We start from the raw sequence: 26,564 nt of genomic DNA on the forward strand, positions 1-26,564 counted from the left end.
CTTTGCGAAATACTTTGCGCCTTTGCGGTCAAAAAACTTTATAGTAAAACATGGAAACAGTTTACATCAATTCACCTTTAGGAATCACCAAAATAGTTGGAGATGAAGATGGTATTGCTGTAATTTCAGTTTCAGATGTGGGAACAAATGAGGTTTCTGAAGTCATTCCTGAAGCTTTAAAAGAAGCTGTTTCTCAATTACAAGAATACTTTGATAAAAAAAGAACTGATTTCGATTTCAAACTAAATCCAAAAGGAACAGAATTTCAGCAAAAAGTATGGAAAGCTTTATTGGAAATTCCATATGGGAAGACTATAAGCTACATGGATCAAACCAAAAAACTGGGAGATGTAAAAGCAATTCGGGCAGTTGCATCGGCAAATGGTAAAAATCCGCTTTGGATTGTTGTGCCTTGTCATCGCGTTATTGGCACAAATGGATCTTTAACGGGTTACGCCGGAGGTTTGTCTCGCAAAAAATGGCTTTTAGAACACGAAAACCCCTCGACGCAACAAAGTTTGTTTTAGTAACACAAATTTCACAGATTTACACAAATTAAAAATATAGGTTTATATTTACAAATAATAAATTTCGTACAGTAACTAAATTAATATGTGTTAATTAGTACAATCTCTGTTTAAATTAAAAACATGATCGAAAAAATAAACCTCAACAACATCTTATTTCTGGATATAGAAACCGTTCCTGAAGAAGAGAATTTTAATTCTCTCGACGCGGAAATGCAATCGCTTTGGGATTTAAAAACTCAATATCAAAGAAAAGATGATTTTACTCCCGAAGAATTCTACGATCGCGCCGGAATTTGGGCAGAATTCGGAAAGATCATTTGCATTTCTGTAGGTTATTTTACGATTAAAGGCGATATTCGAAATTTCCGCGTAACATCGTTTTTTGGCGATGAAAAGAAGATTTTAAAGGATTTTAATAATCTGTTGAACAATCATTTTAATCAGCCCCAACATTTATTGTGCGGACATAATGCGAAAGAATTTGATATTCCATTTTTGGCGCGCAGAATGATTATCAACCAAATTGCAATTCCGGATAAACTGAATTTGTTCGGTAAAAAACCTTGGGAAATTCCGCATTTAGACACTTTAGAGTTATGGAAGTTTGGCGATTATAAACACTTTACTTCTTTAAAATTACTTACCAAGATTCTCGGCGTACCATCGCCAAAAGGAGATATCGACGGAAGTCAGGTAGCACATGTTTTTTATGTGGAGAAAGATATTGACCGAATTGTAACCTATTGCGAAAAAGATACAATTGCCGTAGCACAGATTTTCCTTCGTTTGCGTCGAGAAGATTTATTGATTGATGATGAAATTATTCATGTTTGATTTTTAAGGCGCAAAGGTTCAGAGCGACAGAGGTACAAAGTTTAAGTGCGCTTATATAACTTATAGGGTTTAAATATTTACAAAATGACACATCAGGAAATATCGCATCACAGACTTGTTTCTCAAAAACTTTCAGAGCCGAATTTAAGTTCTCCTCAGGAAATTGTACATCACTTGGGAGCTATGCAAGCTCAGGATTATGCGATGGCAAAATGGGCGATTGGTTCGCGTTGTAATGCTACTGAAAAAGAGATTGAAGAAGCTATTAATTCTGCAAAAATCATTCGGACTCATATTTTACGACCAACCTGGCATTTCGTTGCCGCCGAAGATATTCATTGGATGCTGGATGTTTCCGGACCACAAGTGAAAAAGATTGTAGTTTCATCTGCCAAAAAATACGATTATGATATTCAAAAGCTGAATAAGATTAATTCATCGATCGAAAAAATATTATCGGGAAATAATCATTTAACCCGGGAAGAAATTATGCAGGAACTCAACATTAAAAAAAGTTCCGCACAAGATTTTTTATATGCAGCCATCATGATGAATGCAGAATTGGATGGTTTGGTTTGTAACGGAAAAATGAAAGGCAAACAAATGACTTATGCCTTACTCGAAGAACGTGTCGCAAAACCCAAAACCAAATTAACACTGGAAGAAGGTTTAGCAAAATTAGCCAAACGATATTTTGAAAGTCACGGTCCGGCAACATTGCTTGATTTCTCCTGGTGGTCTGGTTTTCCGCCTACTATTTGCAAGAACATTATTAACGCAATAGAGTTGCAATTGAATTCTATTACTATTGACAATCAAGATTATTGGTTTGTAAATCAAAACAATACAACATTAAACTTGAAGGAAAGCATACATTTTCTACCCGCTTTTGATGAGATTTTGATTTCATATAAAACCAGAGAAGCTTCTATTTTATTAGATCATCAATCAAAAGTTTTTACCAATAATGGCATCTTCAAACCCATAATTTTGGAAAATAGTAAAGTCATTGGAACCTGGAAAAGAACCATTAAAAAAGATCACGCCAAAATAGAAACCGAATTTTTTAATGAAACCGAAAGTCATAAAAAAGCAATTTTGTTTGAAGGGATTAAAGCGTTTGAAAATTATTTAGAAACTAAAATTGTTATTGAATAATTTTATTAGAATGTTTTATGTCACTCCGATGGAGCTATCAGCATTTACATATTTTGTTTCTATAAATATCACGCTCCAATGGAGCTTAATCAACTCCGTTAGGAGTGCAATATTTATAGAAAAAAATAGCATTTAGTTTTTTAGCCCCATCGGGGCGATGTATCCAAAAAAAATGTTTCGGCACTAAAATCTTTATGCATATTATCTCGAAATAATTACATTTACAAAAAAAACAGCGTTATGGTATTAAGTAGATTTTGGTTAACCATTTTTATTTCGTCGATTATCTTCATTATAGTAAGTTTGTTTACAGCCAACACTTATACTATTGATTCTGTTTTAAACGGGAAAAAAGACGATCCAATTCTTGTTTCAGAAAAATATGCTGAACAGCTTCCTGCCTTTATCAAAGACAGCATCAAAAAAGCGCCAGATCAAACGATGATTATCAATCGTGATACGCTTAATGCCGATACAACGTATGTTTATAAAAACAAAACCGTAAAAATTTACAGCGGAATCCAAAAATCCGATGGTTTATTACCGACCTGTAAAAGTACTTTGCTTGATTTGATTTTACCGCTTATTGCATATTTAGCCTTTTTCTGCGGATTAATGGAACTTTTAATTATTTCCGGAGCTTCTGGAAAATTAGCTAAAGGGCTAAGTCCGGTTTTTGTAAAAGTATTTCCAAGTATTCCAAAAAACCATCCTTCGATCTCCTATATGACTTTAAATTTTGCTGCTAATTTCTTAGGATTAGATTCGGCAGCAACTCCGTTTGGTCTAAAAGCAATGGAGAGTTTACAAGAAATAAATCCCGATAAAGACAGAGCGAGTGATGCACAAATTATGTTTATGTGTCTGCACGCTTCTGGGTTAACGTTAATTGCAACTTCAATTATTGGTTATCGCGCAGCAGCAGGCGCAAGTAATCCAGCTGATGTTATGCTTCCGTGTATCATTACTTCGTTTATTGGTACAATTGCGGCTTTTTTAATTGTGGGAATCAAACAAAAAATTAATTTCAAAAGTGCTTCTCTTGTAATTGGTTTGATGGTATTAATTGCTGCCATTATTGGATTGTTGATGTACGTAAACCATTTAGATTTGATAGGGAAAAACTTTTTCACAACAAATCTATCGGCACTAATTTTACTTGTTATAATAGGTTTTACTTTGATTTTTTCTTTCATTCATGAAAAGAAATTTAAAGAAGCCGAAACAACCGTTTTTGATGCATTCGTAGTAGGAGCAAATAATGGTGTTAAAACGGGAGTTACTATTTTTCCGTATGTTTTAGGAATGTTAGTTGCCATTTCATTATTCAGAAACAGCGGTTTATTTGAAATTATCAGTGACTGGATTGCCTTCATTTTTTCGAATATGGGTGTAAATAAACAAATTACCGATGCTTTGCCGGTTGCTATGCTTAGACCTTTTAGCTCTGCAGGATCAAGAGGATTTTTAATCGATTCGATGAATACTTTTGGAGCAGATTCCTTAACCGGAAGATTGAGTAGTATTTTTCAATGCAGCGCAGAAAGTACTTTTTATGTAATTGCGGTTTATTTTGGTTCTGTAAATATCAAAAATACCCGTTACGCTTTAGGCACAATGCTTTTGGTGGATGTGATTTGTGTAATTACGGCGATTTTTGTGGCTAGCTGGTTTTTTTAATCAAACTGGACTTTAGTCCAGCCCTACAGTATTGGTCGAGGCCTACGGCTCTTTTTCCAAAGATTGTAGAATTCCGGTGGGATAATTATTTTGTTAATACTACGTCTCTCACCTTAGAGTTCCGAAGGAACGATTTATTTTGTAGGGCTGGACTTTAGTCCAGTTTAAACAGAATAATAGATTTAATTATTTGTAAGATATTTCATATTATTGTGACGAATTTGAACGTTACAAATAAATATAAAATGTCAAACACATATCATCAGGTTTATATTCAGGCAGTTTTTGCTGTAAAATACAGAGACGCAGTTATAGAAAAGGAATGGAAATCGGAATTACTTAGCGTTATCGGTAATTTAATAAATGAAACAGGCTGTAAAACTATAATTGTAAATGGAACAGAAGACCATGTTCATTGTTTTTTAGGTTTAAAACCAACTGTTTCTATTTCTGAATTAATGAAAATTGTAAAAGGGAGATCATCAAAATATATTAATGATCACAACTTAACAAAATCAAGATTTGAATGGCAGGAAGGTTACGGTGTTTTTTCTTATAGTCAGTCACATATTGATGCGGTTTATAAATATATCGAAAACCAAGAGAAACATCATAAAACACAAAACTTCAAAGACGAATATTTATCATTCTTAGATAAATTTAAAATTACGTTTGAAGAAAAATATGTATTTAAAAATCTAATTTAATCTATAAAACCTGTTCAAAATCTGGATCTATAATATTGATTTTATAAAAAACCGAATTAAAATTCGGCCCTACAATATTGGTCTTATTATAAACTGGACTAAAGTCCAGCCCTACAATATCCGTCGAGGCCTACGGCTCTTTTCTTAGAGATTCTGAGAATTAGTTTATTTTACAGAGCCTAATTTCAGCCGACGACTCTTTTTCACGAAGGTTGTAAAATTCCGTAGGAATGATTTATTTTGTAGAGCTGGACTTCAGTCCAGTTTAAACATAATAAAACATCGAAATTAATTCGTTAAAAAATAATTGACCAATCAAAAATACCATGAAACCACAATACCTTTTCCTTTTATCACTAATAATAAGCTGCCAGAAACCAAAACCAGTTTCGCAAATTCAAACAAAAAACCCTGCTTCAGAAAATAAAACAGAAGTTGTAATTGCTTCTGCAGAAAAGTTCTTAAAAACAGATACAATTCCGATTTCTAACGGAGAAGAAAATACCTCAGGGAATTATGTTCTCGCGAATTTATTAGATCAAAAAGCAGATAAAGACAGTATTGTTACCGTAAAATACCGATTGGATTTTTATGAAAACAAAGAGAAAAAAGCATCTTCAAAAGTAACAATCGAAGGTTATCAAAAAGGATCAGAATGGGGAGCCGATTATGGCTTGGCAACAGCTACAAACAATAACACTTCATTTATTCAGGTTTCTTTTGGATATCCTGCCTGCGGATATAATCAAAACAATTATCTCTATCATTTAAAAAACAATGATTTACAACTCGTTTATCAATGGGATTCTATTACAGACAGTGGCTGGGGAAGCTGGGTCGAATTTGCAACTCCAAACGAAAAAGATTCCGAATCTTTTTACTGCAAAAGAGTTTCGTTTGAACCTGACGATAATGACGAAGACATGGGAATGGTTACTTATTCTGACTCGATTGTTTTTCGCTTAAGCGGAAATAAATGGAAAAGCCAGTTACTTTCTGCAAAAGACAAATCTTATTTTGAGAAAAAAATGCCTTTTAATGAATTTCACAACATAAAATAAACTCTCAAAACGGCTCTTATTCAAATTCTTTCTTAGATAAATAATTTTTAACTTTGTCAAAAACAAAGAAATGATTGATTTTATATACCAAGACCCTTATCCTATTTTAAAGGATGATACGCAATACCGCAAAATCACTTCAGATTTTGTGAAAGTTGAAAAATTTGGAGAACGTGAAGTTCTTACTGTTGATCCGAAAGGATTAGAGTTATTGGCTGAAGAAGCCTTAACAGATGTTTCGTTTATGTTGAGAACGACGCATTTGCAAAAATTAAGAAAAATTATTGACGATCCAGAGGCGACAGACAATGATCGTTTTGTGGCTTACAATTTACTTCAAAATGCTTCTGTAGCTGCCGAAGGACAATTGCCAAGCTGCCAGGATACGGGAACTGCAATTGTAATGGCCAAAAAAGGCGAAAGCATTTTTACCGGCGTTGATGATGCAGAATGGTTGAGCAGAGGAATTTTCAATACATACCAAAAACGTAATCTAAGATATTCTCAAATTGTTCCGATTTCGATGTTTGAAGAAAAAAATTCAGGATCGAATCTTCCGGCGCAAATTGATATTTATGCTAAAAAAGGAAACTCATACGAGTTCTTATTTATGGCGAAAGGTGGTGGATCTGCCAATAAAACATACTTGTATCAGCAAACAAAATCTTTATTGAATGATAAATCTATGGATGCTTTCATTCGTACGAAGATTAAAGATTTAGGAACTTCAGCTTGTCCACCCTATCATTTGGCTTTAGTAATTGGGGGAACTTCTGCGGAAGCAAATCTAAGCGCTGTTAAAAAAGCATCTGCAGGATACTATGATCATTTGCCAACTACCGGAAACATGGCTGGTCAGGCTTTCCGCGATTTAGAATGGGAAAATCGCGTACAGCAAATTTGCCAGGAAAGTGCTATTGGCGCTCAATTTGGAGGAAAATATTTTACGCATGATGTTCGTGTAATCCGTTTGCCACGTCACGCAGCTTCTTGTCCGGTTGGGTTAGGCGTTTCTTGTTCGGCAGATAGAAATATCAAAGGAAAAATTAATAAAGATGGAATTTTTGTAGAACAGTTAGAAGTAAATCCAAAACAGTTTTTACCGGAAACAGCTCCACATTTAGAAGCTCCAGTAGAAATTGACCTGGATATGCCAATGGCTGATATTTTGGCTAAATTAAGTCAATATCCTATCAAAACTCGTTTAAAGTTAAACGGAACTGTAATTGTTGCACGTGATATCGCACATGCAAAAATTATGGAACTTTTAGAAGCCGGAAAACCAATGCCGGAATACTTTAAAAATCACCCTGTTTATTACGCCGGACCAGCAAAAACACCCGAAGGAATGGCTTCCGGAAGTTTTGGACCAACTACAGCCGGCCGTATGGATGTTTATGTAGATGAATTCCAAAAACATGGCGGAAGTATGATTATGCTCGCAAAAGGAAACCGTACCAAACAAGTTACAGATGCCTGCAACAAATATGGCGGATTTTACCTGGGTTCAATTGGAGGCCCGGCGGCAATTTTAGCACAAGATAATATCCTAAAAGTTGAAGTTGTTGATTTTGAAGAATTAGGAATGGAAGCGGTTCGTAAAATTACCGTTAAAGATTTCCCTGCTTTTATCATTACAGATGATAAAGGAAATGACTTTTTTGAAAATCTGTAGATGTTTGCCACAAAGACACTAAGACACCAAGTTTTATATATGCAAAAACCGCCTATTTGGGCGGTTTTTTTGTTTCTTATAATAATCTTTGCGCCTTTGTGCCTTTGTGGCTAAAAATTAAGCACTTTTATCTTCACTTTCAAAAGCAATGAAATGCGATAGTTCTCCTTTTAGGTTAAAAATAGGAACTCCATTTATTTTGCATTTGTAACTATGACCGTTTTTTTTATAATTTTCAACTATTTTTTCAAATGGCATCTGAAGTTTTATAGCTTCTCTAATTTCTTTTAAAACAACATTGCATGTTTTGGGGCCTTGAAACATTTTTGGTGTTTTGCCCAAAATTTCTTCTTCTGTATAACCGGTCATTCTTTTAATTCCCGTTGAGGCAAAAACAATCTTCAGATTTATATCTGTAACCACAATTATCTCCTCTTTAATTCTTTCCTTAATTTTCAGGTTCTTTTCATTCCAATGAAATTCACTTGAAATCTTACCGACCTTCTTTAAATCAGTAAAAATAGCTTTCAGTTCATTTATGTATTCATAATGAAAATCCCATGCTAAAATAGGAACTGAATGGCGGCTTGAAATTTCATCAGAATTATCTTTTTTCATCTCAAATGATTTATTCGTAAAGTAACTTTTTTATAAAGGTAAAATGAAAATCTTGATTATATTTATGGAAATCCTCATTTCGTGTAATTATAACTGTTAAAAAGAAAATTTAAGCTGAACTACAACCGCTTTTTTCTCCTCGGTATTCAAATTACTTAATGAAATTCCCAGTAATCGAACTGAATCTTTCATTCGTTCCTGATACAATAATTCTTCTACCGTTTCTAGAATCAAACTTTTATCTGAAATAAAATAGGGCAAAGTTTTGCTTCGGGTTTGCTGGGTAAAATCGCTGTATTTTATTTTAAGTGTCACGGTTTTGCCGGAAATATTATGTCTTTTTAATCTTTTTTCTAATGATGTGGCGATTCTTTCGAGTTGTTCCAACATAAAAATCTCTGAAGATAAATTGACATCAAAAGTATGTTCTGCTGCGACAGATTTGGTAATTCGTGAAGGTTTTACTTCGCTATTATGAATTCCACGCACAACATTATAATAAAAACCACCTGATTTACCGAAATGTTTCTCCAGAAATTCTACCGGTTTTGTTTTTAAATCAGCTCCGGTAAAAATTCCCAACTGATACATTTTTTCGGTCGTTACTTTTCCGACACCATAAAACTTACGGATTGGCAAATCTTCCAAAAAAGGTATAATCTCATCCGGATTTACTGTTTTTTGCCCGTTTGGTTTATTAATGTCGCTGGCAATTTTAGCCACAAATTTATTGACCGAAATTCCTGCCGAAGCTGTAAGTCCGACTTCACTGAGGATTCTTGACCGGATTTCCTGAGCTAATAAACTCGCACTTGGATTTCCTTTTTTATTTTGAGTTACATCAAGATAAGCTTCGTCAAGCGAAAGCGGCTCAACTAAATCTGTGTATTCATGAAAAATTTTATGAATTTTACCGGATATTTCCTTGTATCTATCAAAACGCGGACGCACAAAAATGATTTCAGGACAATATTTTTTGGCCAGAACTCCACTAATGGCACTTCTAACACCAAATTTTCGGGCTTCGTAACTTGCCGCTGCCACTACTCCTCTATTTTCTGAACCTCCAACGGCAATGGCTTTTCCGCGTAAAGCAGGATTGTCCATCTGCTCCACCGAAGCATAAAAAGCATCCATATCAATATGGATAATTTTTCGATATGTAGGCATTTCAGACATGCTACAAATTTAAAAAGGAAAAGCAATAAAAAAGTGCTCAAAACAGTTATAAATAATATCAATTTTTAAAGAATATAAATTCGATGAGTTCAAACCAATTATTCTTTATATTTTTGTTCTTCCAGATGAAAAATTAAACAATGCGAACATTTGTTATAGGCGACATACACGGCGGATTACTCGCTCTTGAACAAGTGCTGATAAAAGCTCAGGTTACCACACAAGATACTCTTATATTTTTAGGTGATTATGTAGATGGCTGGAGTCAGTCTGCAGAAGTAATCGAATATTTGATTGATCTTAAAAGCAAACAAAACTGCATTTGCATTAGAGGAAATCATGATCAATTGGCCTTAGACTGGCTGGAAAATCGAAATGAAGAATTTGATGAAGAAATGTGGTACAAACATGGCGGAAGAGCTACTGTTGAAGGATATTCTAAACTTTCTGAAGAAAAAAAGAAAACACATATTGCTTTTTTTGAAGCATTACAGGATTATTATCTTGATGATCAAAACCGATTATTTGTTCATGCAGGCTTTACGAACTTAAATGGCGTAGTCTGGGAATACTTTCCTAAATTATTTTATTGGGACAGAACACTTTGGGAATCAGCTCTTTCATTAGACCCTAATTTAAAACCAGACGATTTATTTTATCCAAAACGTTTTACGATATATAAAGAGATATTTATTGGTCATACGCCCGTAACCAGAATTGGTCAAACGGTTCCAATAAACAAAGCCTGCGTTTGGAATGTTGATACTGGTGCTGCTTTTAAAGGCCCTTTGACTATTATGAACGTGGATACCAAGGAGTTCTGGCAAAGTGACCCATTAAATGAATTGTATTTTAATGAAAAAGGTAGGAATTGAAGTGTAAAAAACTAAATTTGCAATCCAAATAATTAATATTTAAGTTTATGAAAAAATTTATTACACTTTTGTTTTTAGCGTCATTCGGATTCACTAATGCCCAACAGGCTTTCTCTGGAAAAGGTGACATGAAAGTTAACGTTGGTGCTAATTTACAAGATGGTGGATCAGGAATTCAGGGATCTATTGATTTCGGTTTAGGAGAAAATTTCTCTTTCGGATTTGTTACAACTTATTTACTAGGAGTTGATAATTTCTCAGGGGTTTATCACAATAACCCAACTCCATATTATGATTACAAACCAGAATTTCAAGATCGTTTTGATGCAAAAGCAAGAATTAATGCAAATTTAAGCAGCGTAATTGGTGTTGAGCAATTAGATGTTTATCCTGGTTTAAGTTTGGGATTACACAATTTTGGCGGACACGTTGGTGGTCGTTACTTTTTTACTGACGGATTTGGTGTTTTCACAGAAATCGGATTCCCAATTGCAAAATACGGTAATGATAATGACGTATTCGATCATTTAAACAACCAGGCAACTTTTAGTTTAGGAGCTTCTTTTAATTTATAAGATTCTTCCAAAGCAAATTATATTAGAAAGCGTTCATCATGAACGCTTTTTTTATTTCCGGCAAATTATTTGATTTTGCTTTCAATACCTATTGACAAAAAAAAAGCCCCATTACGGGGCTTTCCTTTTTTAAATTACAATTTTTTATTTTTTTGCAAATTTCTTCACGATTTTTTTACTGCCGTTATTTAATTCAATTAAGTAAATTCCGGTAGCCAATTTACTTACATCAATTGGATTTCCATAAAGTTCTCCGGAACTTAGCTGTTGTCCCAATGTGTTTGTAATTCTATAAGTGTATCCATTACTTTCTGAAATTGAAACATTTAATTCACTTCCAACCGGATTTGGATATAAAGCAAAACGTGCAGTTTCAACAGTTTCTGCTATTCCGGTAATACTTTCTTCAACAACCGCTCCAGAAGCTGTAATGTTTATAGAATAATCTTCAACTTGTCCGTAAGAGAAAGCCTCACAAGATGTTGGAATTGCATTGTATTTCATAGAAACTCTCAATCTTGTTGTTCCAAGAGTTGCTGTTGCAGGAATTGTAATTGATCCTGTAACCGGAGTCGTTTTTGAAGCTGCTTTTGTCCAAACCGTTTCGCCAGAATCTGAGAAATCTCCATCCTGATTGTAATCTATAAATACCGCATAACCTTCATTGTAAGTCGTAGACGTCCAAACTGGTGTAATTGTAATTGTATAAGCTGTTCCTCTTGCTGCATTTGTAGAAATTGCAGTATAGTTTTCGTAGCCTGTTGTTCCTGTTGAAGTATTATTGATTGTACCAAAAACAACTTTACTAATTCTTTCATCTGCAGTACTATTTCCCTGAGATGCGCAATATGTTATACCAGCGGCGGTAGTAGTAACATTTACTGTACTACTTGAAGCTGAAACATTTCCGGCAGCATCTTTCGCTTTTACACTAAAAGTATAAGCCGTTGAACCTGTTAATCCTGTTACTGTGTAAGATGTTGTTGCAGATGATCCTTTAAGAGTTGTTCCCTGATAAATATCGTAGCCTGTTACTGCAACATTGTCTGTAGAAGCTGTCCAGGTTAAATTGGTTGTTGTGCCTGTTGTTCCAGAAGCTGCCAAAGAAGTTGGAGCCGAAGGAGCTACAGTATCTGTTGAGCCAGAATATGCCGCACCAACACCTACAGCATAAAATGCGTTTGTTGTTGCAATAACTTCGGCAGAACCTGCACCGTATAATTCAATAGCAGATTGTATTCCAAAAGTTCTTGCATTGGCATAAGTTGAATTGGCTCCTAAATATTCGCTCTCTAAACGAAAAGCAATTTTCTCAGCTTTATCAAGAGTAATTCCTGTTACGTTGTAAGCATTTCCAAGATCATTAGTTCCTGTTTTACCAACAGATAAAATGTAAAACCAGTGATTTAAAACACCTGAATTTGTATGTACCCCACATTGGTCATTGTTGTTTGTTGGAGTACAATTTACGTTTATCCAATTCGTTCCACCGTAAGTATCCGGTTGTCCTTCAGCATTTGGATCGCTCATAGAACGCAAAGCAACATGCCCGCTTCTTCTTTCGATATCTTCACCAACCAACCAGATTGATTTTGTAGGTGCTGAATGATATTCAATACAAGCTGCCCAAATATCAGAGAATGCTTCATTCATTGCTCCAGATTCTTTTTGGTAGGCTAAGTTTGCTGTGTAAGTACATACAGCGTGACCAATTTCGTGTCCGGCAACATCCAGAGAAGTTAAAATATCAAATCCTCCTGTTCCTGTTCCGTCTCCGTAAGTCATTACGCTTCCGTTCCAAAAGGCATTATTGTTGCTTGAATATCCTGCAGCAACTAAATTATAGTGTACATAACTTTTGATTTTAGCACCGGCATCATCAAAACTGTTTCTACTGTGTACTGTTGACCAGTAATCATATGTTTTTTCTGCACCCCAATGTGCATCAAGAGCGCCATTGTCTTTATTGGTGTTGTTATATTCTGCGGCTGTCCAGTTATTATCGGCATCAGAAAAATTTGTTGTTGGATAAGTCGCTGTTCTTGCAGAATTATAAGTTTGAACGCCTAAACCACGAGATGTATCTGATAAAATATAAGATGATCCGCTTAAAGTAGTTTGTATTGTCTGCGTTCCGCTGTAACGAGTCGCGGCATTGGCAGCAACAATTGCCATTTTTGAAGCCGATATATTTTTATCTGCATTTACCGAAGAAGATTTCCTTGCATGTACATTATCGTTTAAATGTTTTATAGTTGCATTATAAAACAATGCTTTTCCGGTTTCAGCATCAATATAAAGATCTCCGCGGCTTAAAGGTTTTGTAGCATAAATGTCAAACTTGTAAGCCAAACGAACTTTATCAGTTGTGCGTTTTTCACCTTGTTCTTCCATTGCAGGCAACAAAACAAGTTCTCCTTTTGGTTTTTCATAATCCATTGCTATAGCATCTTGTGGTTTTTCCCAAAGATATTCTGTTGCATGCGTGTAGCTAAGTGCTCTGTTGAAAGCTTCCTGAGAAGAAAGTTTAGGTGTAGTTTTAACATTTTCGATATCGTAGAATTCACCATTCATCGATACTAATTTTCCATCTTTTGAATGCAGGGTATAATTGGCAAATTCAACTTTGATTCCCTGTTCATACAATTGGAATTTTTCATGAGTGTAACCTTGTTTGTCAGATTGGGTTTTGATTTTTGCAAAAGATTGAGAGTCTTTTAAACCAAGTTGCTCCTTAAAGACTTTTTGAGCATCTGAGCCTTTGTAAGTTGATTTCTCATTAAAGGTGATTAAACTTGGTTGTCCGTTTTCAGAAACATTTTTCTGACTTATTTGCTTATCTGTCTGAGCAAATGAAGAGATTGTAAAAGTAAAAACAACGGCGGTCGCCATGATTCCTGGTAATTTTTTTCTCATAATTTAAGGGGTTTTTAAAGTTTGGTTAAATGATTACAAATAAAACATTTATCGTAAGTAAATACTTTAATTTAGGATAAAAGTATTTTAATTTTGTTAGATAGTCGATGAAATTTGCCGTTAATCGATAAAATGCAACACTTTTTACTTTAAATTCACTTTTATTTAACAAACTGTAAGAATTTCTCAAAATAGAAAGCCTAAAATCGATAATTCGTTGGTATTTAAATTTTTATATAAAAAAAGTAGTACAGAAACATCATTATATAAGAAATAAAACCTGACATAGCTTTGATTTTATTCAACAAAAAAAGGGCTGGCATAAACGCCAGCCCTTAAAGGGATATGTTTTTAAAGAAAAAAAATTAAATGTTCATTTCCGGAATTTCGCCTTCTATAATTAATTCTGCTTCGGTTGAAGCAACGATATGCTCAACAGAAACACCTGGCGCTCGTTCTAAGAGCTTAAAACCGTTTTTAGTTACTTCGAGAACTGCGAGCTCTGTTACAACCTTTTTAACGCATCCTACGCCTGTTAATGGCAAAGTGCATTTTTTAAGAATTTTAGATTCTCCAGCTTTATTAACGTGCATCATTGCAACAATGATATTTTCGGCAGAAGCCACCAAATCCATTGCGCCTCCCATTCCTTTCACCATTTTCCCTGGAATTTTCCAGTTGGCAATATCTCCGTTTTCAGAAACTTCCATTGCGCCTAGAATAGTCAAATCAACTTTTTGACTTCGAATCATTCCGAAACTAAAGGCCGAATCAAAGAAACTTGCTCCCGGAAGCGTAGTAATCGTTTGTTTTCCAGCATTGATAATATCAGCATCTTCTTCTCCTGCAAAAGGAAAAGGCCCCATGCCAAGAACACCGTTTTCACTCTGGAACTCAACTGCTATATCTTCTCTCACATAATTTGCAACCAAAGTCGGAATTCCGATACCAAGATTAACAAAATATCTGTCTTTTACTTCTTTAGCAATTCGTTTTGCTATATCTTCTTTTGTTAACATAAACTCAATGTGTCAATTTGGAAATTAGATAATTAGATAATGCTTGCGCAATCTAATTATCTAATTATCACATTTTCTAATTATCTAATATTTTACTTTATGTAATTTAAAGTAATTTTATAAAAATCAATAACATATCAATTATAAAATTTATTTAACGCAACAATTTTGCGTTATCTAATTCATTATCTAATTGACAAATTACCTCATTCTCTAATTCCTCTGTCTTACAGTACGTTGCTCGATTCTTTTCTCAAATTTTTCTCCCTGAAAGATGCGTTGCACCATAATTCCCGGGATATGAATTTGATTTGGATCTAAAGTTCCAACAGGAACCAGTTCTTCAACTTCGGCAATGGTAATTTTTCCGGCTCCGGCCATACACGCATTAAAGTTTCGGGCAGTTCCTTTAAAAATAAGATTTCCTGCTTCGTCACCTTTCCATGCTTTTACAATGGCAAAATCAGCTTTGAAAGCTTCTTCCATAATATGCATTTTTCCATTGAACTCACGAACTTCTTTACCTTCTGCTACTTCGGTTCCGTAACCTGCCGGTGTAAAGAAAGCTGGAATTCCCGCTTGGGCCGCACGACAACGTTCTGCAAGAGTTCCTTGTGGCGTTAACTCCACTTCTAATTCACCAGAAAGCATCTGACGTTCGAATTCTGCATTTTCACCCACATACGAGGAGATCATTTTTTTTATTTGTTTCTTCTGCAAAAGCAATCCTAAACCAAAATCATCAACTCCTGCATTATTAGAAATACAAGTTAAATCTGAAATTGATGTGTTTACTAAAGCAGCAATAGTATTTTCAGGAATTCCGCATAAACCAAAACCACCAAACATAATCGTCATCCCGCTTTCAATTCCTTTTATAGCATCGTGTACGCTATCCACTTTTTTTGTTATCATAACAAACTGACTTTATTACTGTATAATTTTGATAAAAATACCATTTTTAGATTAAATTATAACGATTTCGTAAAAATAAATCTATAGCTAGTTTATTAACCGCAAAGCTCACAAAGACAAAAACGCAAAGTTCGCAAAGCTTTATAAAACCTTAGCGAACTTTGCGGTAAAAAAAATTTATACTTATTTCAAAAAAAATCCTTTTGTTTTCGACTGATTTCAGAAGATCACAAAAGGATAATTTTATTTAGAACCGAACTCTTAAACTATAATTCGAATTCGTCTGTATTTTGTTCTGTTGTAGTTGTATCTTTTACTTTTGGTGCGCTGTAACAATCTACTTTGATAGAAAGGTTTGCCGGACGCTCAAATTCTGATTTAGAAATTTGTAAATTCTTATCGGCATAACACAATTTCATGAAGTAAGCCCAAACCGGTAAAGCTGCTGTTGCACCTTGTCCGTAAGTCAAACTCTTGAAACGTGCCGAACGATCTTCGCATCCAACCCAAACACCTGTTACTAAGTTTGGAACCATCCCCATAAACCAACCATCTGATTGATTTTGTGTTGTTCCTGTTTTACCCGCAATCGGATTTTTGAACATGTATGGATATCCTGTCCAACGATTATCTCCGCTTCCACCGCCTTGCGTACGTAAACGTGCACCAGAACCGGTTTCTGTAACTCCCTGCAATAATTTGATTACTGCAAAAGCGATGTCTTTATTTAAAACGTCGTGTGATTCCGGAATTGGCTCATAAATAACCTCACCGCTTTTATTCTCAATACGACTTAAAAATTGTGGTTTTACATACACTCCCTGATTTGCAAATGTGCTGTAAGCAGCAACCATATCTTCAACCGTAATATCTACAGCTCCTAAAGCAATAGAAGGCTGAGCGGGAATTTCGGTTTTAACACCTAATTTATGTGTTAATTCTACAACGGCTTCTGGACCAACACGATCTATTAATTTAGCCGAAACGGTATTGATCGAATTTGCTAAACCTTGTTTTAAAGTTACCATTCCGCGGTATCTGTTGTCAGAGTTTCTTGGCTCCCAATCTTCTGTAACGTGGTGACGTCCTTTATGAATCATAAAAGGTCCATCTAAAATGGAATCACAAGGAGACATATTTAATTCCTCAATAGCAGTTGCATAAACAAAAGGCTTGAATGTAGACCCTACTTGTCTTGCTCCCTGCCCAACGTGATCGTATTGGAAATATTTGTAGTTGATACCACCAACCCACGCTTTAATATTTCCGGTTTGTGGTTCCATCGCCATTAAACCAGATTGCAAAAAGTGTTTGTAATAACGGATAGAATCCAGCGGCGTCATAATAGTATCGCGTTCTCCTTTCCAGGTAAAAATGCGCATTTGTGTTTTTACTTTGAATGAAGCAATAATATCGTCTTCGCTTTTGTCCAGATCTTTCATGATCGCCCAACGCGTTGAGTTTTTCATGGCCTGCATCATCAATTTCTCCGTTTCTGCCTGAGTGATATTTACGAAAGGTGCATTTTTATTGTTTTTTTGCTCGATGAAAAATTGCTGCTGCAAATTTTTCATGTGTGCCGAAACTGCCTCTTCAGCATATTGCTGCATTCTTGAATCGATGGTCGTATAAATTTTCAAACCATCTTTGTAGATATCATAATCAGAACCGTCTGGTTTTTTGTTCTCCGCCATCCATTTTTTCATGTAATCACGAAGATATTCTCTGAAATAGGTTGCTGTACCTTCACGGTGGCTTTCTAATTTGAATTTTAATGCAATTGGTAAAGCTTGTAATCTTTCTTTTTCTGCTGTAGAAATCATCTTCGCTTTTTCCATCTGCGCAAGAACAACATTACGACGGTTTTTTACTCCTTGCGGATTACGAACCGGATTGTACAATCCTGAATTTTTGAACATTCCGACTAAAATAGCCGATTCGTCCATTGTTAAATCTTTCGGATCTTTCGAAAAATAGGTCTGTGCTGCAGAACTTACTCCAACAGAATAATTTCCGAAGTCGTAAACATTGCAATACATGGCCAAAATTTCGTTTTTCGTGTATTGTCTTTCAAGACGAATGGCAATAATCCATTCTTTTATTTTTTGTACAATTCTAAATGGCAAGAACTTAGAACCTTCACCATGAAATAATTGTTTGGCTAATTGTTGTGTTAACGTACTCGCTCCACCATTTGTTCCTAGCGTAAAAACGGCTCTTAAAGTTCCGCGTCCGTCAATTCCGGAATGTTCGTAAAAACGAGCATCTTCGGTGGCAACTAACGCTTCAACTAGGCTTTTTGGCAAATCCGAATATTTAAGCTGTGATCTGTTGGTTTTAAAATACTTTCCAATTACAACTCCATCCGAAGAAATAATTTCTGTTGCTAAGTTAGAATCCGGGTTTTCTAAATCTTCAAAAGAAGGCATCGATCCGAAAAGCCCCCACGAAGCAAATAAAAAGAAAGCCAGAATGCCTAATAAAAAGTAGACAAAAAATCTCCAGAATTTCTTTTTATAGTAGTTAATATCTTTAGTACTATTAGGTTGATTGTTTTTTTTGGTGGCCATAACTATTTATCTAATCTTTTTGTTCTATTCTAAAACCTACGTCTGTAATACCTTCTAAAGCTTCAACACCAGGAATTTTTCCCGATTCACGAACAGCTTGTTTGATGTGTACTTTGTATTTTCCTCTAAACTTAACATCCTCTTTGTAATACAGTTTACTTTCTTTTATATCAGTAAAACCATTTCCTAACAAGGTTCCATCCGGTTTAGCCATTTCGTATTCTAAAGTATCGACTTTGGTAAAACCATTTGGCGTTTCAATAGCAACAATTAAAAACAAATTTTTGAAAGGATAATTGTTGTTATCTCTCAAATTTACAAATAAATTGTATTTTTTGGTAGAATCTAAAACAGGCAGATCAAAGGTTACAATACTGTCTTTGTGCCAGGCGCTTCCAACAGATTTGTACTCATCAAATACTCTTTTTTTATCACAAGAAAAAAGAAGTATTGCTGCCAAAAGAAGAATTCCGCTATTTTTTATTCTCATTTTTAGTAATAATTATAGGTTTTCTCGGTTCAGCTGGTTTGTTATCATTCGATTTGGGCTTATTCGAATTATTCGGCTTATTGTTATTATTCTGTTTGTTTTTGTTCGGATTTCCTCCTCCCGCAGGCTTATTGCTATTATTGTTACTTTGTTGCGGTTTAGCAGGAGTAGCCACTACAGCGCCTTCAGCGTTAGGTTTGCGTTTACGATTTGGCTTTTTCTTTCTTTTTGGCTGATCAAAACGAGTCAAACTTTCCTGACCCATTGCGTTATTAAAATCTTTTTCAGGTTCTGAAACTACTTCAATAGCAAAATCTTCAAGAGAAGAAACTTTGTTTTTCAGTTTATTTTCAGCAATAATTTCTTTTACCTGATCAATTTTCAAAACATGCCAGTTAGCAAAATTATTGGTGTAAGCAAACCACATCAAGCCTTTAAAAATATCTTGTTTTTGGCAAATTGCATCTCCTTTTTCGGTAACTAATTTAGTATCGTAATCCGGGAAATCCTTCAACGCATCCATGTACGTATCTAGTTCGTAGTTTAAACAACACTTTAATTTTCCGCATTGTCCCGCTAATTTTTGGGGATTTAGCGAAAGCTGTTGGTAACGCGCCGCAGAAGTATTGACACTTCTAAAATCTGTTAACCAGGTTGAACAACAAAGTTCACGTCCGCAAGAACCAATTCCTCCCAAACGAGCCGCTTCCTGACGGAAACCTACTTGTTTCATTTCAACTCTTGTACTAAATTCTTTAGCAAAATCTTTAATCAAAAGTCTAAAATCGACTCTGTCATTTGCTGTGTAGTAAAAAGTAGCTTTTGACCCATCTCCCTGAAATTCAATATCAGAAATCTTCATCTCTAATTTATGCTGAATTGCCAATTCACGCGCACGAACTTTCATTGGTTCTTCGCGATCACGGGCTACAGACCAAATGTCGATATCTTTTTGAGAAGCTTTTCGGTATATTTTAGGTACTTCGTTACTTTCGTGATTAACACCTTTTTTCTTCATTTGAATTTTTACCAATTCTCCTGTCAAAGTAACAATCCCAATATCATGTCCTGGCGATGCAACAGTTGCTACAATATCACCAATACTTAAAGTTAATTTCTCTGAATTTCTAAAGAATTCCTTGCGTCCGTTTTTAAAACGAACCTCAACACAATCAAAAATCGCCTCTCCATTAGACGGACTCATGTTCGCGAGCCAGTCAAAAACAGTCAATTTATTGCAGCTATCGGTGCCGCAAGTCCCATTATTTTTACAACCCTTTGGTGCGCCACCATCTGAGGTTGAACAACTTGTACATGCCATAATTATATATGTAGTGCTGCAAAAACGCAGCTTAAGTTCATAAACGTTTGATCGGTAAAGATAGTATTTTTTTTAGTTTGCTTTTTATGGATTACTTCTAAAGGGTTGTTAAATAAAAAAGCTGCCCTTTTTTGGTATCAAAATCATTTTAATTTTCTTCTCTATCTCCTCAATTTTAAAAAATATTCTTCAAAAAAGCTCACTCCGTCGATTTTATTATATAAAAAAATCCTTTTTAATTTTTATCCTGAAATATATTTATCAATTTTATGTTTTTATCTTACAACATAATTCGGGAACGCCTAAATTATCAATTCTGATTTAAAATCAAACTTAATTCTTCATTTTAAATACCACTACAAATGCAAAACCAGATTGAAAGTTTCCTTTTTCAGGGAAAATTTGACGAGGCCAGAGAATGCCTAAATAACGGAGAAAAATTCAACGAACAATATCTTAAAAACAATTTTTCTCAGATCGCAGCCAAAATCATTGAAGTCAAAGAGATTGATTTCATCGAAAAATTAATAAAAGCCGGATTTATTGAAACCGATATTTACGAACTGGACAGTTTTGACAAATCAATTTTCGCCCATTTGACCAGAAATTTAAAAGATGATGACGAATCGCTTTCTTTTTTTGAAGCATTGATGTCAAAAATGGACAATCTTAATGACGAAATCAGCGATCAGACTTTGCTGAAATATTTTCTTGAAAAAGGTGCTCCTCCAAAAATAATAAAAACCCTTATTGATAATTTTGGAGCTAATACGCAATATAAAAACAATGCCGAAGAAAACCTCATCTACTCTGTTATAAATACTTATGGTTTAGAAACAGAAAAAACAAAAGAATACATTTCTATACTTACAGACAACGGTGTTGACATTAACGAAAAAAATATTGTTGGGACAACTCCGCTAATGTGCGCTGTTAAAAGGGCCAGAAAAGATATTTTACCATTCTTGCTTGAAAACGGTGCTGATCCTAACGAAACCGACAACCTCAACAATACTGCTTTTTATTATGCTGTGGCTGAACAGTTTTCGTATGAGATGTACGATGCTTTAGCAGCTGTTTCTTCACCTGATTTTAATATTGTAAACAAAGACGGACGAACTTTATTGACTAATTTTATCAATTCTATTTCTGGTTCGCCAACCGATATTACATTTCTTGAAAGATTGTTATCTGATGGTGCCGATGTGAATTTCTGTGCTCAACATTACGGACAGCCAAAATCCGGAATTGATTTTATTGTGGAAAAGAAGTCCGATATTTTAAAATCGGTTTTGGAAAATGTTTCTCTCGATATCAATGAACAAGACAATCAGGGAAACACCATTTTGCATAAAGTTTGTGCCTATAATGTTAATTATGATGCCGAAATGGCAAAGGAAACCTATAGAAAAGTAAAATTGTTATTAGATCAGGGCGCTGATATTACGATCACCAATGATAAAGATGAAACAGCTTTAATGCTGGCTTCCGGCGATAATTTGAAAATTAAAACGGTTGAACTTTTAATGAAACAATAAATAATCATTTACTAAAAAACATATACATGTCAATGTCATTTATAATTGCCTGTGAAAACGGCAACAGAAAAATAGCCGAATTACTTCTTCAAAATAAAGAAGTCGATGTAAAGTATACAGACGAAAGAGGGAGAACTGCCTTACATTATGCCGCACACAGAGGATATTTGAATATTGTAAAAATATTAACCGAAGACGGCGCCGATATTAATTATGAAGATCATCAGGGAGAAACACCGTTATACTTTGCCTGTTTGCAAAAACAGAAACAGACTGCTTTGTATCTTTTAGAAAATGGTGCGGAAATTACCAAAAACGATAAATATGGAAATAGCCTTTTGCATTTAGTCGTTCAGACGGCTCAAATTGAAATTGCAACAAAGTTGCTTGAAGCAGGAATTGATGTTAATTTACTGAATAACAATGGAGAAACTCCGCTTTTGTTGGCATCCGCAAAATTAAACCGAGAAATTATCCAATTGCTTTTGGACAAAGGCGCAGATATAAATGTAACCGACAAACAAGGAAATACACCTTTACTTTATGCTTGTTATACAAAATCGATACCGATGGTGACACTGCTTCTTGATAACGGTGCAGCTATTAATCATGCAAATCATGCCGGCGAAAACGCACTTTTAATTGCCTGTTATGAAACCAACAGAATGCTTGCTAAACTTTTAGTAGAAAGAGGAGCCGATGTTTTTGTATCCAATAATAACGGATATTCGCCTATTTGGTACGCTTGCGCAAATAATCAAAAAGAAATAGTCTCTTTGTTTTTAGAAAATGGAGTTGATGTAAACTACAGCAAACCTTTGGCCAGCGATACTTCTTCAATGAATGATTATCTGGATTGGATTGTTAGTGCTACCAATATTTCTAACGAATCTAGCTTTACATTAAACACAACTTACAATTATGGCGGAGAAAGTCTTTTGCATGTGGCTACCAAAAAAGGTAATTTGAGCATGGTAAAATTACTAATTGAAACTGGAGCAAACATCAATATTCAGGACGAATCCGGGAACACGCCTTTACATTACAGTGCAGCAAACGGAAAGAAAGATGTGGTAAAATATTTACTTGATAACAAAGCCGATGCCTCAATTGTAAACGTAAAAGAACAAAAAGCGATTGATTATTCAAATGTGAAAGGTTTTAATGAAATTACCGAAATGATTCTAAAATATGCTCCTTCAGGAACTGTTGTTACTCCAATTCACCAACAAGAACCTCAAAAAACTGATGTTTCAAATTCTATGGAAGGAAAGAAAAAAGCATTGTTAGATTTGAAAGAACTTTTAGATGCCGGAATATTAACTTCAGAAGAATTTGATGTTGAGAAAAGTAAAATTTTAAAAGGATAATAATCAAATAAAGTTTTAATAAAAAAGTAAAACCCTATTCTGTTATAACACAAAATAGGGTTTCTTTTTTTTATTCCAGAAGTACTAAAATTTGTTAAGTTTACAATAATTTATGATTTAGCATAAAACCAAAACCATCCCAAACCAAACCTTAGCTTAATGAACAATAAAATTGTATTAAACGAACTAAACGAAGAAACAAACTACTTTAACCATTTTAATTTTTCAAAGTTTAAAAATATTCTATACCCTCTTGCTATTGTTGCCTTTCTTTTTATCATCAGGCAGTTTATCACAAATAATTTTTACATTTCAAGACCGGGAGGTTATGGAATGCTTGAATTACTTGACCCTCTTAATAGTGCTAAGGAATTACCGATATGGGCAGAAATCCTTAATAAATTTATCGGCATATTAATTGGAATAGTCATGATTTGCTGGGAAGCAGTCTATGAAAAAAAATATGACAAAATAAAGTTTGTTCTTTTAATCTGCTTACCATCTGTAGCTTTGAATGTGATGTATCTTTATTCCAATTTTTATGGATCAGAAACTCCAAAAGCATTGTCTATTATTTATTTCATCATGGGTTTTTTTCCAACATATGCTTTATACGGTGCATTGAGAGGAAAAATACTTTATGGAAAAAAATTAAGTCTAATAGGATATTTGATTGGAATTATTGCCATAGTAAGCATCAGTCCAATATATCAAAAACTTGGATCATTAATGCTGAAAAACGATTTACTTACACCTATTTATTCTTATGGAAGTGCGGTTTCAAATGTTTTTATCCCACTATCCTTTTTCTATTTTATATTTTTATCAGATGCCGGATTCTCTTTTAAGAATTTTATAAAAATGCCTTCTGCTTCATTTATAACAAACAAAAAGTTCACGGCGCACTTTATAATTCTATTTACTTCTTTATTTGCTCTTCATTTGAACTTCACAGAAAACTTCTCCCAACATTGGTTTGGAGATATGAATTCTAGATTTGAAATTATTTTCTATAGTATATTTGAGTTTTTTCGCATTATTTTTCAAGTTGCATTTGTATACTTACTGTTTTCACAGCTATTGCTTTTACAATTAACTGCATTACGAAGAAGACCTTTATGGATCTATTTTTTTAGTTTTATCCCGGTAATTAATTTAATTCCATTATTTCTTTTTTTTCGCAAAAGCATCCCTTTAAGTAATGTTGAATATCTTGAAATGGAAGATAAAGAACAGCAAAATCGATCTTTTCTTCAGTTGTTCATTTTATTTTTTGCAACTGTATATGGCATCTACAAGTTTATTGCAATCGGATTAAGCCGCGAAAACTTAATTTATCTGATCTTAGCCGTTATTTTACTGTATATTTTTATATTATATTTTAAAATTGGTATTTGGATTGCTTTTGGACTGTTGGGCATAATGGCGATATACTTTTTATACCAAGATATGCCGACCGGTTTGTACTATACTTGTGGATTAATTTATGGCGCTATCGGCCTATACAATCTTCACATTGCCTTATTTTGGACAGCCGAAGAATGGGATAAAATCGAGGAGAGTATTACAACAGAAAGTATTGAAGAAGTTTAAACATAAAAAGAGCCGCAACTTGCGGCTCTTTTCTTTTCTATATAATTTCTAAGTCTCCTTGACCGTAATAATCTTCACCGGGCAAGCTTTTGCTGCCAACTCACAACTTTCAACAATGGTGTGATTGGGAGACTTTAAGGTAAAAAATCCTTTTGCATTTACAGAATGAATCAAAACTGATTTTCCATCTTTTTTGGACATTTGAAAATGAACCGGATCCATTTCGACGCAATAGTTACAGCCAATGCATTTGTCTCTTTGTAAAGTTACGATAACCATTATGCTTCAACAATTTTATATAATTTATCAGACATTCTGATTCGGAACGGAAGTTTTAAAGTACAATCATCTCCTTTTGTAGCTTTTTCAGCAGTAATATCACCCACAAACATTTCATCAATAATCATTTCCTGAGCGCCTGTACTTGGTCCGGTTACCAGGATTTTGTCTCCAATTTTGATATCATAAGCTTCAATCCTGAATTGACCTACTTCTGCTTTCGGGAAATAATGTGTTCCTTTTCCAACATAAACCTTCTTTTGCGTAGCTGCAGATCCCGGAATATCGCTCCACTCGCCTAGTTCCTGGCCCAAATAATATCCTGACCAGAATCCTCGATTGTAAACGGTATTCAAAGTTTCCATCCAAACTTCGATTTTTTCTTTAGAGAATGATTTGTCATAATAAGAATCAATTGCTTCACGATACGTTTTTATAACCGTTGCTACATATTCCGGCGCGCGGCCACGGCCTTCAATTTTCAGCACCTGAATTCCGGAATCAATTACCTGATCCAGAAAATCAATTGTGCATAAATCTTTTGGCGACATCATATATTCGTTATCCAATTCAATTTCAAAACCAGTTTCCTGATCGATAACGGTATATTTTTTACGGCAATTTTGCTTACAAGCGCCACGATTTGCTGATGAATTATGCGAATGCAGACTCAAATAGCATTTTCCCGAAACCGCCATACACAAAGCGCCATGTCCGAAAATCTCGATTTCTACCAAATTCCCATTCGGTCCTTTTATCTGTTCTTTTTCAATTTGGTTCGTAATTTTCTTTACCTGACGCAAACTCAATTCGCGACTTAAAACCATTGTATCTGCAAATAAACTATAGAATTTTATAGTTTCAATATTGGTCACATTCAGTTGTGTAGAAATATGAACTTCCATCAAAATACTTCTTGCCATTGCAATAACCGCTTGGTCAGATGCAATAACCGCAGTAATATTAGCTTCTTTGGCTTTGTTCAAAAGTGTTTTTACCACCGATAAATCGTGATCGTAAATGATGGTGTTTAAAGTCAGATAACTTCGAACATTTTTAGCCTCACAACGATTAACGATTTCCTGCAAATCATCCATAGTGAAATTCACTGTCGAACGCGCACGCATATTGAGTTGTTCTACACCAAAATAAATTGAATCTGCGCCATTGTCGAGCGCAGCCTGAAGTGAATCAAAGCTACCCGCAGGAGCCATAAGTTCGATTTTGTTGTTTGTTGTCATTTTTATTTAGATTTTGTTCCAACGGTTGAACCGTGGGTTATACTATTTCTTTCGCAATGTTTTAAATATAGCCCGTGGTTTCAACCACGGGAAACGTATCGATGTCGATCAACCTTTCGGGATGTAATATCGTTGTAGATATAAATTATCCCTGCGGTTAAAACCGCAGACTATGTTTTGTCTTTTGTGTGTGGTATTTCAATATGGCCCGTGGTTTCAACCATTGGAAACGTATCGATGTCAATCAACCTTTCGGGATGTAATATCGTTTTAGATATACATTATCCCTGCGGTTAAAACCGCAGACTATGTTTTGTCTTTTGTGTGTGGTATTTCAATATGGCCCGTGGTTTCAACCATTGGAAACGTATCGATGTCAATCAACCTTTCGGGATGTAATATCGTTTTAGATATACATTA

The 26,564-nt window shown here is 34.6% G+C and carries 22 protein-coding genes; 12 read left to right on the forward strand and 10 right to left on the reverse strand.

The window, feature by feature from the left end:
• The first annotated feature begins 50 nt into the window (after window positions 1–50).
• The 7 genes from AC4FQ3_RS18900 (at window position 51) to AC4FQ3_RS18930 (ending at window position 7,645) form a co-directional block, all read left to right on the forward strand.
• Complete coding sequence (locus tag AC4FQ3_RS18900; RefSeq protein WP_042563561.1) at window positions 51–527, forward strand: methylated-DNA--[protein]-cysteine S-methyltransferase; 477 nt, start codon at window positions 51–53, stop codon at window positions 525–527.
• A gap of 123 nt (window positions 528–650) precedes the next feature.
• The gene (locus AC4FQ3_RS18905) at window positions 651–1,364 is read left to right on the forward strand and encodes a 3'-5' exonuclease (RefSeq protein ID WP_491182876.1); all 714 of its coding nucleotides are present in this window, start codon (window positions 651–653) and stop codon (window positions 1,362–1,364) included.
• An 84-nt stretch (window positions 1,365–1,448) separates the two neighbouring features.
• Window positions 1,449–2,522 (forward strand): winged helix DNA-binding domain-containing protein, encoded by a 1,074-nt coding sequence (locus tag AC4FQ3_RS18910; protein ID WP_491182877.1) that lies wholly within the window; start codon window positions 1,449–1,451, stop codon window positions 2,520–2,522.
• 240 nt (window positions 2,523–2,762) lie between these two features.
• Complete coding sequence (locus tag AC4FQ3_RS18915; protein ID WP_073394360.1) at window positions 2,763–4,202, forward strand: nucleoside recognition domain-containing protein; 1,440 nt, start codon at window positions 2,763–2,765, stop codon at window positions 4,200–4,202.
• 245 nt (window positions 4,203–4,447) lie between these two features.
• Window positions 4,448–4,909, forward strand: a complete 462-nt coding sequence (gene tnpA / locus AC4FQ3_RS18920) for an IS200/IS605 family transposase (RefSeq protein ID WP_491182878.1) — start codon at window positions 4,448–4,450, stop codon at window positions 4,907–4,909.
• 326 nt (window positions 4,910–5,235) lie between these two features.
• Entirely contained in the window at window positions 5,236–5,970 is a 735-nt protein-coding gene (locus AC4FQ3_RS18925) for a hypothetical protein (RefSeq protein ID WP_491182879.1), read from the forward strand.
• A gap of 70 nt (window positions 5,971–6,040) precedes the next feature.
• Window positions 6,041–7,645, forward strand: coding sequence for a fumarate hydratase (locus AC4FQ3_RS18930; RefSeq protein ID WP_491182880.1), 1,605 nt, complete (start codon window positions 6,041–6,043; stop codon window positions 7,643–7,645).
• Between the two features lie 117 nt (window positions 7,646–7,762).
• On the opposite strand, the gene AC4FQ3_RS18935 is transcribed toward AC4FQ3_RS18930, so the two are convergent.
• The gene (locus tag AC4FQ3_RS18935; RefSeq protein ID WP_491182881.1) at window positions 7,763–8,263 is read right to left on the reverse strand and encodes a PAS domain-containing protein; all 501 of its coding nucleotides are present in this window, start codon (window positions 8,261–8,263) and stop codon (window positions 7,763–7,765) included.
• A 96-nt stretch (window positions 8,264–8,359) separates the two neighbouring features.
• Complete coding sequence (gene dinB, locus AC4FQ3_RS18940) at window positions 8,360–9,442, reverse strand: DNA polymerase IV (protein ID WP_042563569.1); 1,083 nt, start codon at window positions 9,440–9,442, stop codon at window positions 8,360–8,362.
• Between the two features lie 140 nt (window positions 9,443–9,582).
• Here dinB and AC4FQ3_RS18945 point away from each other — a divergent pair, with 140 nt between their 5' ends.
• Together AC4FQ3_RS18945 and AC4FQ3_RS18950 are read left to right on the forward strand one after the other, a co-directional pair.
• A complete protein-coding gene (locus AC4FQ3_RS18945; RefSeq protein WP_491182882.1) occupies window positions 9,583–10,317 on the forward strand; it encodes a metallophosphoesterase family protein in 735 nt (244 codons plus the stop codon).
• Between the two features lie 47 nt (window positions 10,318–10,364).
• Window positions 10,365–10,892 (forward strand): DUF6646 family protein, encoded by a 528-nt coding sequence (locus AC4FQ3_RS18950; protein ID WP_042563571.1) that lies wholly within the window; start codon window positions 10,365–10,367, stop codon window positions 10,890–10,892.
• 144 nt (window positions 10,893–11,036) lie between these two features.
• Here AC4FQ3_RS18950 and AC4FQ3_RS18955 read toward each other — a convergent pair whose 3' ends face one another.
• The 6 genes from AC4FQ3_RS18955 to AC4FQ3_RS18980 all read right to left on the reverse strand — a co-directional run bounded on the left by AC4FQ3_RS18955 (window position 11,037) and on the right by AC4FQ3_RS18980 (window position 20,123).
• Window positions 11,037–13,808 carry a M4 family metallopeptidase gene (locus tag AC4FQ3_RS18955; protein ID WP_491182883.1) on the reverse strand — a complete coding sequence of 924 codons (2,772 nt, stop codon included), beginning with the start codon at window positions 13,806–13,808 and terminating at the stop codon, window positions 11,037–11,039.
• 365 nt (window positions 13,809–14,173) lie between these two features.
• A complete protein-coding gene (locus AC4FQ3_RS18960) occupies window positions 14,174–14,827 on the reverse strand; it encodes a 3-oxoacid CoA-transferase subunit B (RefSeq protein WP_042563573.1) in 654 nt (217 codons plus the stop codon).
• 213 nt (window positions 14,828–15,040) lie between these two features.
• The gene (locus AC4FQ3_RS18965; RefSeq protein ID WP_042563574.1) at window positions 15,041–15,742 is read right to left on the reverse strand and encodes a CoA transferase subunit A; all 702 of its coding nucleotides are present in this window, start codon (window positions 15,740–15,742) and stop codon (window positions 15,041–15,043) included.
• 266 nt (window positions 15,743–16,008) lie between these two features.
• Window positions 16,009–18,312, reverse strand: coding sequence for a penicillin-binding protein 1A (locus AC4FQ3_RS18970; RefSeq protein ID WP_042563575.1), 2,304 nt, complete (start codon window positions 18,310–18,312; stop codon window positions 16,009–16,011).
• A 10-nt stretch (window positions 18,313–18,322) separates the two neighbouring features.
• Window positions 18,323–18,802 carry a gliding motility lipoprotein GldH gene (locus AC4FQ3_RS18975; protein ID WP_042563576.1) on the reverse strand — a complete coding sequence of 160 codons (480 nt, stop codon included), beginning with the start codon at window positions 18,800–18,802 and terminating at the stop codon, window positions 18,323–18,325.
• On the reverse strand, window positions 18,786–20,123 hold the full coding sequence (locus tag AC4FQ3_RS18980) for a PSP1 domain-containing protein (RefSeq protein WP_042563577.1): 1,338 nt from the start codon (window positions 20,121–20,123) through the stop codon (window positions 18,786–18,788). The genes AC4FQ3_RS18975 and AC4FQ3_RS18980 overlap by 17 nt, the downstream gene beginning before the upstream one ends.
• A 362-nt stretch (window positions 20,124–20,485) precedes the next feature.
• Here AC4FQ3_RS18980 and AC4FQ3_RS18985 point away from each other — a divergent pair, with 362 nt between their 5' ends.
• The 3 genes from AC4FQ3_RS18985 (at window position 20,486) to AC4FQ3_RS18995 (ending at window position 24,624) form a co-directional block, all read left to right on the forward strand.
• Window positions 20,486–21,661: an ankyrin repeat domain-containing protein gene (locus AC4FQ3_RS18985; protein ID WP_491182884.1), complete on the forward strand. Its 1,176-nt coding sequence runs from the start codon at window positions 20,486–20,488 to the stop codon at window positions 21,659–21,661.
• Window positions 21,662–21,693: 32 nt separating this feature from the next.
• On the forward strand, window positions 21,694–23,031 hold the full coding sequence (locus tag AC4FQ3_RS18990) for an ankyrin repeat domain-containing protein (RefSeq protein WP_491182885.1): 1,338 nt from the start codon (window positions 21,694–21,696) through the stop codon (window positions 23,029–23,031).
• A gap of 159 nt (window positions 23,032–23,190) precedes the next feature.
• Window positions 23,191–24,624 (forward strand): hypothetical protein, encoded by a 1,434-nt coding sequence (locus AC4FQ3_RS18995; RefSeq protein ID WP_491182886.1) that lies wholly within the window; start codon window positions 23,191–23,193, stop codon window positions 24,622–24,624.
• A 48-nt stretch (window positions 24,625–24,672) separates the two neighbouring features.
• Here AC4FQ3_RS18995 and AC4FQ3_RS19000 read toward each other — a convergent pair whose 3' ends face one another.
• Window positions 24,673–24,903, reverse strand: a complete 231-nt coding sequence (locus AC4FQ3_RS19000; protein WP_042563582.1) for a ferredoxin — start codon at window positions 24,901–24,903, stop codon at window positions 24,673–24,675.
• Complete coding sequence (locus AC4FQ3_RS19005; protein WP_491182887.1) at window positions 24,903–26,144, reverse strand: peptidase U32 family protein; 1,242 nt, start codon at window positions 26,142–26,144, stop codon at window positions 24,903–24,905. Before AC4FQ3_RS19005 ends, AC4FQ3_RS19000 begins: the two co-directional genes overlap by 1 nt.
• Window positions 26,145–26,564: the final 420 nt, after the last annotated feature.

The sequence above is a fragment of the Flavobacterium sp. AK-345 genome (genome assembly GCF_058310175.1).